The organism is Streptomyces sp. Tu 2975 (genome assembly GCF_009832925.1).
Lineage (GTDB): Bacteria > Actinomycetota > Actinomycetes > Streptomycetales > Streptomycetaceae > Streptomyces.
Genome location: NZ_CP047140.1, coordinates 1,472,217 through 1,484,828 on the forward strand (window position 1 = coordinate 1,472,217; position 12,612 = coordinate 1,484,828).

General features: G+C 72.8%; 12 protein-coding genes. 3 read left to right on the top strand and 9 right to left on the bottom strand.

Annotation, left to right across the window (positions count from 1 at the left end; translation table 11 throughout):
- Positions 1–27 precede the first annotated feature (27 nt).
- The 4 genes from GLX30_RS06405 to GLX30_RS06420 all read right to left on the bottom strand — a co-directional run bounded on the left by GLX30_RS06405 (position 28) and on the right by GLX30_RS06420 (position 4,172).
- Positions 28–534, bottom strand: coding sequence for a MarR family transcriptional regulator (locus GLX30_RS06405; RefSeq protein ID WP_159684627.1), 507 nt, complete (start codon positions 532–534; stop codon positions 28–30).
- The gene (locus GLX30_RS06410; RefSeq protein ID WP_159684630.1) at positions 531–2,231 is read right to left on the bottom strand and encodes an FUSC family protein; all 1,701 of its coding nucleotides are present in this window, start codon (positions 2,229–2,231) and stop codon (positions 531–533) included. Before GLX30_RS06410 ends, GLX30_RS06405 begins: the two co-directional genes overlap by 4 nt.
- Positions 2,232–2,298: 67 nt before the next feature.
- Positions 2,299–2,967, bottom strand: coding sequence for a response regulator transcription factor (locus GLX30_RS06415; RefSeq protein ID WP_159684633.1), 669 nt, complete (start codon positions 2,965–2,967; stop codon positions 2,299–2,301).
- Entirely contained in the window at positions 2,964–4,172 is a 1,209-nt protein-coding gene (locus GLX30_RS06420) for a sensor histidine kinase (RefSeq protein ID WP_159684635.1), read from the bottom strand. Before GLX30_RS06420 ends, GLX30_RS06415 begins: the two co-directional genes overlap by 4 nt.
- A 167-nt stretch (positions 4,173–4,339) precedes the next feature.
- Here GLX30_RS06420 and GLX30_RS06425 point away from each other — a divergent pair, with 167 nt between their 5' ends.
- Together GLX30_RS06425 and GLX30_RS06430 are read left to right on the top strand one after the other, a co-directional pair.
- Positions 4,340–5,299 carry a carboxymuconolactone decarboxylase family protein gene (locus tag GLX30_RS06425; RefSeq protein ID WP_159684638.1) on the top strand — a complete coding sequence of 320 codons (960 nt, stop codon included), beginning with the start codon at positions 4,340–4,342 and terminating at the stop codon, positions 5,297–5,299.
- A 48-nt stretch (positions 5,300–5,347) separates the two neighbouring features.
- A complete protein-coding gene (locus GLX30_RS06430) occupies positions 5,348–5,497 on the top strand; it encodes a hypothetical protein (RefSeq protein WP_159684641.1) in 150 nt (49 codons plus the stop codon).
- Here the strand turns inward: GLX30_RS06430 and GLX30_RS06435 are convergent.
- Together GLX30_RS06435 and GLX30_RS06440 are read right to left on the bottom strand one after the other, a co-directional pair.
- A complete protein-coding gene (locus tag GLX30_RS06435; RefSeq protein WP_159684643.1) occupies positions 5,475–6,077 on the bottom strand; it encodes a TetR/AcrR family transcriptional regulator in 603 nt (200 codons plus the stop codon). The two genes, GLX30_RS06430 and GLX30_RS06435, sit on opposite strands and share 23 nt — an antisense overlap.
- Positions 6,078–6,081: 4 nt before the next feature.
- Positions 6,082–7,467, bottom strand: a complete 1,386-nt coding sequence (locus GLX30_RS06440; RefSeq protein WP_244258030.1) for an amidase — start codon at positions 7,465–7,467, stop codon at positions 6,082–6,084.
- Positions 7,468–7,567: 100 nt separating this feature from the next.
- Here GLX30_RS06440 and GLX30_RS06445 point away from each other — a divergent pair, with 100 nt between their 5' ends.
- On the top strand, positions 7,568–8,359 hold the full coding sequence (locus GLX30_RS06445; protein WP_159684649.1) for an SDR family NAD(P)-dependent oxidoreductase: 792 nt from the start codon (positions 7,568–7,570) through the stop codon (positions 8,357–8,359).
- 268 nt (positions 8,360–8,627) lie between these two features.
- Here GLX30_RS06445 and GLX30_RS06450 read toward each other — a convergent pair whose 3' ends face one another.
- The 3 genes from GLX30_RS06450 to hydA are packed head-to-tail and all read right to left on the bottom strand — an operon-like array spanning position 8,628 to position 12,611.
- Complete coding sequence (locus GLX30_RS06450) at positions 8,628–10,169, bottom strand: NCS1 family nucleobase:cation symporter-1 (RefSeq protein WP_159684651.1); 1,542 nt, start codon at positions 10,167–10,169, stop codon at positions 8,628–8,630.
- A gap of 25 nt (positions 10,170–10,194) precedes the next feature.
- Positions 10,195–11,196: a TIGR03842 family LLM class F420-dependent oxidoreductase gene (locus GLX30_RS06455; protein WP_159684653.1), complete on the bottom strand. Its 1,002-nt coding sequence runs from the start codon at positions 11,194–11,196 to the stop codon at positions 10,195–10,197.
- 11 nt (positions 11,197–11,207) lie between these two features.
- Entirely contained in the window at positions 11,208–12,611 is a 1,404-nt protein-coding gene (gene hydA / locus GLX30_RS06460; RefSeq protein ID WP_159684655.1) for a dihydropyrimidinase, read from the bottom strand.
- Position 12,612: the final 1 nt, after the last annotated feature.

A 12,612-nucleotide genomic window follows, 5' to 3' on the forward strand; every position in this document is an offset into this window, starting at 1 on the left:
TCGGCCGCTCCGCGCGCGGGGCCCAGGTCAGCGCCGGGGCGTGCCGAGGCGGCCCTCCAGCTGGACCAGCAGGTCACTGAGGTGTGCGGCGAGGCCTGCACGTGCCGGTTCGTCGAGGCCGGAGAGGACGGCGCTCTCGTACGCGAGCTGCTCCGGCAGCAGCCGGTCGACCAGTGTGCGCCCGTCGTCGGTGAGCCGGACATGGGCGACGCGCCGGTCCCGGTCGTCGCCGCGGCGGTCGATCAGGCCGCGTTCCTGGAGTGCGCGCAGCCGTTTGGTGACGGCGGCCCCGGAAGAGAACGTCTCGCGGGCAAGCTCGCCGGGGGTGAGCTCGCGGGCGTTGCGGCGGACCGCGCCGAGCAGGTCGAACTCGGCCCGGGTGAGCCCTGCCGAGCGCAGCGGCGCGTCCTCCGCCTGTTGCAGGAGCGCGGCGCAGCGGTTGATGCGGCCGATGAGTTCCATGGGCCCGGTGTCCAGGCCGGGGTGCACTGCCTGCCACTGCCGTACCACCGAGGCGACGATGTCGTCGGTCACACCGCTCCGATCGTGGGGGCGGGGCCGTGCAGCCCACGCCGTTGTGCTGTCGCCGCGAGCGTACGGTGTCCTGCCCGCTCGGCCTCGAGGACCTCTTCCTCCGGGAGGGTCCGCTGCCACCATTCGCCCGCCGCGGCGTCCTGTGCGTCGCGCAGGTCCACGAGGGCGGCGGCCAGCCGGCGGGCGTCGGCGTCGAGGGCGGCAACGGAGGGGGCCGGTCCTGCGAGGGTCAGCTCCGCGGCGGCACGGGCGACCGCGGCGGCGGCAAGTGCCCTCTCCACCCGGCCGGCCGCCCGGCGGTTGGTGACGGCGACGGCGGCGAGGAGTCCCAGGGCGACGCCGATCAGGGTGTCCAGCACCCGGTCGCCGATGAGTGTGCCCGCCGGGTGTGCGCCGCCCGCCTCGACGAGGAGGAGCGCCATCGGTGTGACGGCGACGGAGCCGAGCCAGTAGTTGCGGGTGATCAGCGCTTCCGCACCGAAGCTGAAGAACAGCAGGCACCCGAGGAGGGCCGCCGGTCCGGTCCTGATCAGCGGGACGACGGCGGCGAAGGCGAGGACGCCGAGCAGGTTGCCGAGGGTGCGCTGCAGGGCCCGGTTCCAGCTGAGGGTCACGTTGACCTGGAAGACGGAGGCCGCGGTGACGACGGCCCAGTACGGCCGGTCGACGCCCAGCGCGACGGCGGCGTAGCCGGCGAGCGCGCAGCCGACGAGGGTGCGCAGGGCGATGGGCATGTGCGGTGAGCGTGGGCCGAGGCCGCGCAGCAGGGTGTGGCGGGCCGCGCGGCGACGGGCCCGCCGCGCGGCCCGCCAGGCGTCGACGCCTGGCGCCTCGGCCGTTCCGCCGGGGGTCGGCGGCACATCGGGTACGGGTCCCCGGGCTCGGGTGAGGGCGGCCCAGGCGCGCAGCCGGGCTGCACGGTCGGTGTCCGCCCGGCCCTCGGCGACCGCCCCGCCGGTGAGGGCGGCCTCCGCGTGCAGGAGCAGGTGGTCGAGCTGTCGGCGTACGGGGGTGGGGCGGCCGGCGTCGAGGAGGGTCTGCCGGGCGGCGTGCACGGCCGCCGCCGCGGTGTGCCGGCTGCGGTGGCCGGGGTCGGCCGCGCAGGCGGCCGCGGCGTCCAGTGCGCGGGCGGTGGCACGCCGTTCGGGGCCCTCCCTCCGTAGGAGGGCGGGGCCCGCGGTGACCAGCCAGGCGATGGTTCCGGCGCCGAGGGCCAGTGCGAGATGGCCGGGGACCTGGGTGAACCGCTGCGGCACGAACAGGGCGGCCGTGGCGACGAAGGTGAAGATCACGTTGCCGGGCGGCCCGATCCGGCCGGCGTCGCAGAGCATTTTCTGCACGGCCGCGATCAGGGCGCCGACGGCGACGAGCACGGCCACCGAGCCGGTGAGCGAGGCCGTGACCAGGGAGACGGCCAGGCCCGCGACCATGCCGAGCACCACGCGGGCGACGGTCCCGGCCCGGCGGGCGTACGGGAGGCTGTGGCCGTAGAGGGCGCAGACCGATCCGGCCATGGTGTACATGACCAGATCGAGCCGCCCGAGGGCGAGGAGGGTCAGGTTCGGCACCAGCGCCGCGCAGACGACGCTCAGGGCCGGTTTGAACCACTGGTCGGAGGGCTGGGCGAGGCGCAGTGCGGCGGTGACGGGGAGCGGAGGGGTCAGCGACCTCCGGAGGGGGATGGTTGTATCGCTCACCCATTCAATTTAGCAAGTATTACACCTGTAAACGAATTGGCGATGGGCGATCCGGGAGCCGCAGTTCTCAGCGCAGCGGGTCGCGCGGTTCCACCAGCCCCGATTCGTACGCGAACACCACCAGCTGGGCGCGGTCCCTGGCGCCGAGCTTGGTCATCGCCCGGCTGATGTGGGTCTTGGCGGTGAAGGGGCTGATCACCATGTGGGCGGCAATCTCCTCGTTGGTCAGTCCACGGGCCGCCAGCGCGGTCACCTCCCGTTCCCGCCGGGTGAGGTTCTCCATGCCGGGGGCGGTGGACCGGTCCGGCGGCCGCGCCACGAACTCACCGATCAGACGACGGGTGACGGCGGGCGACAGCAGCGCGTCACCCCGGGCGGCGACGCGTACGGCGTGCAGCAGTTCGGCGGGCTCGGTGTCCTTGAGCAGGAAGCCCGCGGCCCCCGCGCGCAGCGCTTCGAAGACGTACTCGTCGAGACCGTAGTTGGTGAGGATCACGACGTGCACGTCCGCGAGGAGCGGGTCGGCGGCGATGTGCCGCGTGGTCTCGATCCCCGTCATCACCGGCATCTGCACATCGACCAGGGCGACGTCCGGGACATGGCGACGGGCCTGCTCGAGGCCTTGGCGGCCGTCCGCGGCCTCGGCCACGACCTCGATGCCGTCCTCCGCGTCGAGCAGGGCACGGAAGCCGGCCCGCATGAGCGCCTGGTCGTCCACGATCAGGACCCGGATCACAGCGCCTCCACGGCGGCAGGGTCCGCCGCCTCCGCCGGACCGGCGCGGTCCGCGAGGCCGGCCCGCTCGTCGGGATACGCCCGGCGCCCCTGAAGCGGGATACGGGCGTGCACCGAAAAGCCGCCGCACGGCCGTGGCGCCGTGTCCAGCGTGCCGCCGAGGGCGGTGACCCGTTCCCGCATGCCGGTCAGGCCGGTGCCCGGCACGACGGGCCCGCCGGGTGCGGCGGGGCCGTCGTCCTCGACGGTGACGGCCACCTCGTCGGCGCCGTAGTCGAGGCGGATCCCGGTCGGGGCCCGGTCGGCGTGCCGGGCCACGTTGGTCAGCGCCTCCTGCACGATCCGGTAGGCCGCGCGGTCCACGTCGGGCCGCAGCTCACGCTGCTCGCCGATGACGGTCACGGAGACCGGGATACCGGCCGCCCGGGCGCGGCCGGCGAGTTCGCCGACGCGCACGAGGCCGGCGGCCGGCTCGCGTTCCTCCGTCCGCAGGACCTCGAGTGTCGAGCGCAGCTCCCGCATGGCCTCCCCGCTCGCCTCCTGGATGGCGAGCAGCGCGGGCGGCACGTCCTCGCCCCGTTTGCGGGCCAGGTGCACGGCGACCCCCGCCTGGAGTTTGACGATCGAGATGGAATGGGTGAGCGTATCGTGCAACTCCCGGGCGATCCGCAGCCGTTCCTCCCCTGCCCTGCGCAGCGCGGCTTCCTCCCTGCCGCGTTCGGCCTCGAGGGCCCGCTGTTCGGTCTGGCGCAGATACGCCTGCCAGTTCTTGTCGATCAGACCGGTCACCCCGGCGCACAGGAACCAGCCGAGCAGCAGCAGCGAGCGTTCGACGCTGCCCTCGGGGGAACCGGCGGTGTCGGCGGCGAAGAAGACCGCCAGGAACAACGCGCCCGCCACCACACCCGCCCTGCGCCGTCCCCCTCGCGCCGCCGCATGCACGGCGACGAGCACCGGGAAGGCCGCCCAGGAACCGGGCCGGTCATGGACGACGTAGCCGGTCATGCAGAGCGTGGTGACGACGAGGACGGTACGGGGTGCGCGCCGGTGGCCGGCGAGCGCCAGCGAACCCGCCGCGATCAGCAGCACGTCCGGCACACCGGGGGACGGGCCGCCGGCATACGCCGCGAGGGTCACCGCCCCCGCGATCAGTGCCGCGAGCACCGTGTCGAGCAGGGCGTGCCTCAGCCCCGGATCCGCCTGCATGGACGGCAGCCTATGACGGTGCGCCGGGCCGGCGCCTCGTCCCGCGAGACCCCTTTCGCGCTACTCCCTGCGCAGTAGTCGCCGCCCGTTCCCACCCGCCGGGACCGGCCGCCGATGCCTTCGGACGTACGACGACGGGGACACCGCTCCCGGGCCAGCATCGGGGCATGACCAGAGCCTTCCGCTTCACCGAACCCCTGCCGCCCACCGCGGCCACCGGCGTGACCGCCGACGTGTACGCCCAACTCGCCCGCGACTTCGGCATCGAGCGCGCCGCGACGTTCGTGGTGCTGTCCGACTCTCCCCCGCTGCTGACCGGCGCGTGGGCCCTCCTGAGGGAATCGCTGCTGGCCGGCCGGGTCTCCCGGACGGACAAGGAGATCGTCGCCGCGGGCGTGTCACTGGCCAACCGCTGCCCGTTCTGCGTCGACGCGCACACCGTCCTGCTGCACGCCACCGGCGACCACGCGCTCGCCGAGACCATCGCACGCGGCGAGGAGCCGGCCGACCCGGCGCACCGGCGGCTGCTGGCCTGGGGCAAGGACATCCGCGGCCCGCGGCCTTTCCCGGCGGAGCGGACCCCCGAACACCTGGGGACCGCGCTCGCGTTCCACTTCATCAACCGGATCGTCTCGGCACTGCTGAACGAGAACATGCTGCCCGGCGGTGCGCAGAAGTACCGGCTGGTGCGCAGCGCGGCGGGCCGTTCGCTCGCCCGCACGGTACGCCGGCAACTGCGGCCGGGTGACAGCCTGGAGCTGCTGCAGACCTCCGGCGCCGAGCCCACGTGGGCGGCGGGCACGCCCGTCGGCAGGGCGTACGGGGCGCTGCGTGCGGCGGCGCTCATGGGTGCCGGGCTGCTGTCGGAGGACGACCGGGCGCTGGTGTGCAAGACGGTGGCCGCCCACGACGGCGTGGCCCATCCGCCGCTGACGGCCGACTGGCTGCCGGCCCGCGAGGACCGCCCCGGGGCCCGGCTGGCGCTGCTGGCGGCCCTCGCCCCGTACCGGATCACGGAGGAGGACGTGCGGGCCTGGCGCACCCAGCGGCACACGGACCACTGCCTGGTCCATCTGACCGCCTACGGGGCGATCACCGCCGTCGAACGGATCGAGGAGCAGCTGTGAGCACCATCGTGAACACCGGTCAGGCCGACGCGTGACGCCGGCGACGCCGTGGACTTCTACGTCTCGCGCAGACCGGGCGCCGAGGTCCCCGAGGAGACACTGCACGCCATGCGTGCCGCCCTGCGGCCCTACGAGACGGACCGAGGCGTCCTGTTGAAGGCGGGCGTGTGGGTGGTCACTGCCCGCCGGGAGGGCTGAGCGACCCGGGGCCGACCGCGCCACGCGCCAGCAGCAGCAACGCGTCCACCAGGTCCTCCGCCGGACTTCCGGTGGCGAGCCGGCGGAGCTGAAGGCCCATCACCAGCGCCACCGTCGTCGCCGCGAGGCCTTCCGCGTCGGGCACGCCGAGGCCGGTGAGGATCTGCGTGGCGAGCAGGTCGTACGCGGCGAAGGCCTCCGACGCCGCCTCCCGCAGCCGCTCGTCCCTGCCTGCCTCGACGTACAGCTCGAACGTCGCGATGTGCCCGCTGTCGAAGCCGGTGCCGCCCGCCACCTGACCGGCGAGGGCGGCGGCGCCCGCGATGTCGATCCCGTCGCTCCGGCACGCGTCGGCCATCTCGGTGAAGCGCCGGGTCTCGTCCCGTACGAAGTGCAGCAGGCTTTCGCGCAGCAGTTCGTGCTGCGTCGCGAAGTGGTACGTGACGGAGCCCAGCGACACGCCCGCCTCCTTGGCGATCCGGCGATTGGTCACCGCGGCCACGCCGTCCCTGCCGATGATGTGCAGGACGGCTTCTATGATGCGCTGCCTGGTGGGCGCGGAACGGGCGGCGGTGGACATGGCCTCATTGTTCCATCGGGGCACTTCCGCTGGTCACATGGGTGGGCGGACGCTTCTCGTACCAGCGCAGCTCCGCCTCGAGCTGGGCGGCGAGGGAGATCAGGCGTTCCTCCGTGCCTTCGGGGCCGAGCAGTTGGGCCCCGACCGGCAGTCCGCCGGGGGTGAGGCCGGCCGGGACGGCGACGCCGGGCCAGCCGAGGACGTTCCACGGCCAGGCGTACGGGCAGGCGGCGGCGATGCCGATGTCCGTGGCCCCTGCGGACTTTCCGTCGAAGGCGCCGACGGGCGGCGGCGGCGTGGCCGTGCTGGGAGTGAGCAGGACGTCGAAGTGGTCGAAAAAGGCGCCGATCCTGCTCTGCTGGGCTGCCTCACGGGCGCGGGCGGCTCGCACGACGCGTCCGCCGAGCCGGTGGCCGGAGCGGGTGGAGGCGCGGGTGCGCGGGTCGAGGAGCGACGGGTCGGGGTGCCGGTCGGCGTACTCGGCGATGCCGGTCGCGGCGCGTGGCAGGAAGCTCAGGCCGATGAGGCCGTAGCGGGGGCGGGCCTCTTCGACGTCGTGCCCGAGTTTCGCGAGCGTCTCGGCGAGCGCGACCACCGCCCCGCGCACCTCGGGGTGGGGGCGGGTCCCGGTGAGGGTGAGCGGCGGGCGCAGGGCGAGCGCGATGCGCAGCCTGCCCGGTTCGCGGCGCGCGGCGGCCGAGGCGTCGATGGCGTCCGGGTGGTACCGCTCGCCGGGGTGCGCGCCGGAGGCCGCGTCCAGCAGCAGGGCGGCGTCGGCGACGGTCCGCGCGAGGGGGCCGTTGACGGTGAGGCCCTGGAAGCAGTCTGTGTAGGGGTGGACGGAGACCCGGCCGCGCTGGGGCTTGATGCCGACGAGATGGGTCCAGGCGGAGGGGATGCGGATGGAACCGGCACCGTCGGAACCGAGCGCGGCGGGCACGAGCCCGGCGGCTACGGCGGCCGCCGAGCCGCCGGAGGAGCCACCCGGGGTGTGGGCGGTGGACCAGGGGTTGCGGGTGACGCCGAAGGCGGGGCCCTCCGTGAAGGGCCACTGTCCGAGTTCGCAGGAGTTGGTCTTGCCGACGATGACCGCTCCGGCGGCCCGGAGCCTGCGTACGGCCTCGCCGTCGGCCGTGGCCGGCGGAATGTCGCCGGGGCAGCCGAAGTAGGTGGGGACGCCCGCGACATCGGTGTCGTCCTTGACGGCGATCGGCACACCGAGCAGCGGCAGCCTCTCCCCCGCCGCGAGCCTCCGGTCCGCGTCCCGTGCCTCCTCGAGGGCCTGTTCACCGCGGACGGTCCTGAACGCGTTGATGCTGCTCCGGGTCGCCTCGATGCGGGCGAGTGCCTCCGCGACGAGCGCCTCCGAAGTCGCGTCTCCAGCCGTCAACTCTTCACAATATCGGGTAAGTTCGCCCGTCTCGTCCCTGGACACGCCGCATCCGCCTCCCTATCGTTCGTTCGAACGAACAGGACTGGAGGGTAACCAGATGCGGATCAGCGGAGCAAGCATTCTGCTCACCGGGGCGACCGGCGGCATAGGTGGTGCACTCGCCGCGGAACTGGCGGCCCGTGGCGCCAAGTTGACCGTCAGCGGTCGGCGCGCCGACGCTCTCGGACCGCTGGCGGCGCAGTACGGCGCCCGCACGGTGGTCGCCGATCTGGCCGATGCGGCCGATGTGGAACGGCTCGCCGCCGAAGCCGCCGGCACGGACATCCTCATATCGAATGCCGCCCTGCCCGGCAGCGGCGATCTGCTGGACTGCACCCCCGAACAGATGGACCGCGCCTTCGCCGTCAACCTGCGCGCTCCCGCCATGCTCGCCCGGTTGCTCCTCCCGTCCATGGTCGGCGCCGGCGGCGGCCACCTCGCCTTCGTCGGCTCCCTGGCGGGGAAGGTGACCACGAGGTCGATGTCCCTCTACAGCGGCAGCAAGTTCGGCCTGCGCGGCTTCGCCCTGGGGCTGCGCCAGGACCTGCACGGCACGGGCGTAGGCGTGTCGATCGTCCAGCCCGGCTTCGTACGGGACGTGGGCATGTTCGCCGTGACCGGCGCGAAGCCCCCGACGGGAATACGGACGGTGTCGCCGCGTCAGGTCGTCGAGAGCGTCGTGCGGGCAGTGGAACGTGACGTCGCGGAGATCAACGTCGCGCCGATCGAGATGCGGCTGCTGAGCGCTGTCGGGGGCCAGTTCCCCGGCTTCGCCGAGCGCCTCCAGCGCCGCGGACCGGGCGAGCGGACTTTGCACGAGGTGGTGGCGGCCCAGCGCGACCGCCGCTGAGGCGGCGGCGTTGCCGGTGGGCGTCGCCACGGTCTCCCCTTGTCCGGGGAGGAGGTCACCGTGCACGGCGCCCGCCGGGCTGCCCTCGACCACGTGCCGGGCCTGGTCGCCGAGCCCTCTGGAGCGGCGTCCTCGTGCTGCGCGGCTCCGTGACTCTGGTGCGGGGGCCGCGGCGACCTGGACTTCGTCGTGCTGGAGCCGGGCGGGCGTACGACGCCGGACCGGCTCACACATCGGGGCGGCGCGGATCACCGGCGCGGGCGGCTGGTCAGCGCCCTCGAGCCGCTGTGCGGGGCTGTCCGCCGACCCGCATGAGCACCACGTACAGCACCAGCGACGCCGCGAGGCCCACCGCCCAGCCGTAGTCCGCGAGGGGCCGCAGGAACGGGATCAGGCCGTCCTCCGGGAACGGGCCCTTGCCCGGGGCCGAGTGGGAGCCGCCGACCGCGAGCACCCCACCGACCACGAAGGCGGCCACGGCACGCAGGTTCCAGCCCGAGGTGTACCAGTAGGGACCGCCGGGTGTGTAGAGCGCGGTCAGATCGAGGACGGTCCGGCGCACCAGCCAGTAATCGGCGATGAGGATGCCGGCGACGGTGCCGAGCAGCCCGCCCACGAGCCCCAGCCAGGTGAAGATGTACAGCTCGGGCGACTCCGTCAGCTTCCACGGCATGATCAGCACGCCGACGACGCCGGTGATCAGCGCCCCGGTACGGAAGTTGATGAACCTGGGCGCCAGGTTCGCCAGGTCGTACGCCGGTGACACCACGTTGGCCGCAATGTTCACCGAGATGGTCGCGACGAGCACGGTGACCAGGGCGAAGAGCAGTCCGAAGACGTTGTCGGTCTTGGCCGCCAGCGCGACCGGGTCCCACACGGCGGCCCCGTACACCGCCTGCGAGCCGGACGTGACGAACACCGACAGCAGCGCGAACAGGGTCATCGTGGTGGGCAGGCCCAGCGTCTGGCCCCGGATCTGGGCGCGCTGGCCCGCCCCGAACCGGGTGAAGTCGGGGATGTTCAGCGAAAGGGTCGCCCAGAAGGCGATCATGCCCATCAGGGACGGGAAGAAGACCGGCCAGAAGTCCGCGCCCCAGCCCAGCTTCGACGGCTGGTCGAGCAGCGGGCCGACACCGCCGGCCTTGGCCGTGACCCACACCAGCAGCACCACCGCGCCGACGATGACGAACGGCGCGGCCCAGTTCTCGAACCGGCGCAGCGCCTCCATCCCGCGGTAGATGATGGCGAGTTCCAGCACCCAGAAGAGGACGAAGCAGACCCACAGCGTCCACGGCTGCCCGCCGACCTCGGCCGCCTCCGCCCAGCCACCGAAGATCTTGCCGAGCAGGACGAAGATGCCCTGGCCGCCGATCCAGGTCTGGATGCCGAACCAGGCGCAGGCCACCGCGGCACGGACCATCGCGGGCAGGTTCGCGCCGCGCAGCCCGAACGAGGCGCGGGCGAGCACGGGGAAGGGGATGCCGTACTTGGGGCCGGCGTGCCCGGTCAGCAGCATCGGCAGCAGCACGATGACGTTGGCCAGGGCGATGGTGAACACCGCCTGCTTCCAGTCCATGCCGAGCGCGACGAGCCCGGAGGCGAGCAGCCAGGAGGGGATGTTGTGGGCCATGCCCACCCACAGGGCGGCGAAGTTGTACGTGGTCCACCGGCGGCGGGCGACCGGCACGGGCAGCAGGTCGTCGTTGACGAAACGACTGTCCGCGAGGGTGGTGCCCGGCGGGAGTTCGACACGTCCCGCCGGGTCCGGTATCGGTTCTTCCGACGGCACGTGCGGGACGGTCGCGGTCATGGCGGCGAGGGCCCTTCGGAGGAGGTCAGCGGTTCAGTGCCGGGATGATCTCCGCGCCGTACGCGTCGATCGTCGTTTCCTTCGCGTCGTGCATGTTGTAGAGCGCGAACTGGTCGACGCCCAGGTCGCGCAGCGCCTGGAGCTTCTCGATGTGCGCCTCGGCCGGCCCGAGCAGGCAGAACCGGTCGACGATCTCGTCGGGGACGAAGTCGGTGGACGGATTGCCGGCGCGGCCGTGGTGGCTGTAGTCGTAGCCGTGCCGCCCCTTGATGTAGGCGGTGAGCGCCTCCGGGACCAGGTCGGAGTGCTCGCCGTAGCGGGAGACGAGGTCGGCGACGTGGTTGCCCACCATTCCGCCGAACCACCGGCACTGCTCCCGGGCGTGTGCCAGGTCGTCGCTCACGTACGCGGGCGCCGCGACGCAGACGGTGACGGAGGCCGGGTCGCGTCCGGCGTCGGCGGCCGCGGTGCGCACGGCCTTCACCATGTACTCCGTCAGATACAGGTCCGCCAGCTGGAGGATGAAGCCGTCGGCCTTCTGCCCGGCGAGAGCCAGGGCCTTGGGCCCGTACGCCGCCATCCACACCGGCAGCTTCCCGCCCCTGACCCACGGGATCCGCAGCGGCCGGCCCTCGACGGCGGTCTCGCGCCCTTCCGCGAGGTCGCGGATCACGTCGATCGCCTCACCGAGCCTGGCGAGCGTGTTCGGACTGCGGCCCGCCACCCGCATGGCGGAGTCACCGCGCCCGATACCGCACACGGTGCGGTTGCCGTACATCTCGTTGAGGGTGGCGAAGGTGGAGGCGGTCACCTCCAAGGTGCGGGTGCCGGGGTTGGTCACCATGGGGCCGACGGTGAGTTTCGTCGTGTGCTCCAGGATGCGGCTGTAGATCACGAACGGCTCCTGCCACAGCACCGCGGAGTCGAAGGTCCAGCCGTAGCGGAAGCCGTTGCGTTCCGCGCGCCGCATCAGCCCGACGACCGCGGACGCGGGCGGGTCGGTCTGCAGGACGAGTCCGAAGTCCACGGCATGGCCTCCTAGTTCAGGTACTGGCAGGTGGAGCGGGGGGTGTACACGCCGTGTCCGGCGCGGCCGGTGAACGTCCGTCCGTCGATGACCACTTCGCCCCGGGACAGCACGGTCTCCACCTGGCCGGTGATCTGCTTGCCCTCGTACGCCGAGTAGTCGACGTTCATGTGGTGTGTCCGGACGGACAGGGTCTGTTCGGCGTGCGGGTCGTAGATGACGATGTCGGCGTCGGCGCCGGGGGCGATGGTGCCCTTCTTCGGATAGAGGCCGAACATCCTGGCGGGCGTTGCGCAGGCGATCTCGATCCAGCGGCGGCGGCTGATGTGCCCGTCGACGACCGCCTGGTGGAGGAGGTCCATGCGGTTCTCCACGCCCGGGAGACCGTTGGGGATCTTCGAGAAGTCTCCGCGGCCGAGTTCCTTCTGCCCCGTGAAGCAGAAGGGGCAATGGTCGGTGGAGACCACCTGGAGGTCGTTGGTGCGCAGGCCCCGCCACAGTGCCGCCTGGTGCTCGCGCGGCCTGAGCGGCGTGGAGCAGACGTACTTGGCGCCCCCGAAATCCGGCTCCGCGAGGTTCTCGGTGGACAGGAAGAGGTACTGCGGGCAGGTCTCGCCGAAGACGGGCAGTCCCTTGTCGCGGGCCGTGGCGAGCTCCGCCACGGCCTCCTCCGCGGAGACGTGCACCACGTACAGCGGGGCGCCGGCGACGCGGGCGAGCTGGATGGCCCGGTGGGTGGCCTCTGCCTCCAGCAGGACCTTGCGGACCTCGCCGTGGTACCGCGGATCGGTGCGGCCCTCGGCGAGCGCCTGCTCGACCAGCACGTCGATGGCGATGCCGTTCTCCGCGTGCATCATGATCAGGCCGCCGTTGACGGCGGAGCGCTGCATCGCGCGCAGGATCCGGCCGTCGTCGCTGTAGAAGACGCCGGGGTAGGCCATGAAGAGTTTGAAGGAGGTGATGCCCTCCTCCACCAGCAGGTCCATCTCCTTCAGCGACTGCTCGTTGACGTCGGAGAGGATCATGTGGAAGCCGTAGTCGATGGCGCAGTTGCCGTCGGCCTTGGCGTACCAGGCGTCGAGGCCCTCCCGCAGCGCCCGCCCCACCGTCTGCACCGCGAAGTCGATGATGGTGGTCGTGCCGCCCCAGGCGGCGGCGCGGGTGCCCGTCTCGAACGTGTCGGAGGCGAAGGTGCCGCCGAACGGCAGCTCCATATGGGTGTGGGCGTCGACGCCGCCCGGCAGGACGTACTTGTTGGTCGCGTCGATCGTGCGGGCGGCCGTCCACGTCTGCGAGACGGGCGAGTTGTGCGCGGCGAGCGCGGCGATACGGCCGTCCTCGACGAGCACGTCGGCGTGCATCTCGTCGGCGGCGGTCACGACGAGTCCGCCGCGGATCAGGGTGCGGTTGCTCATG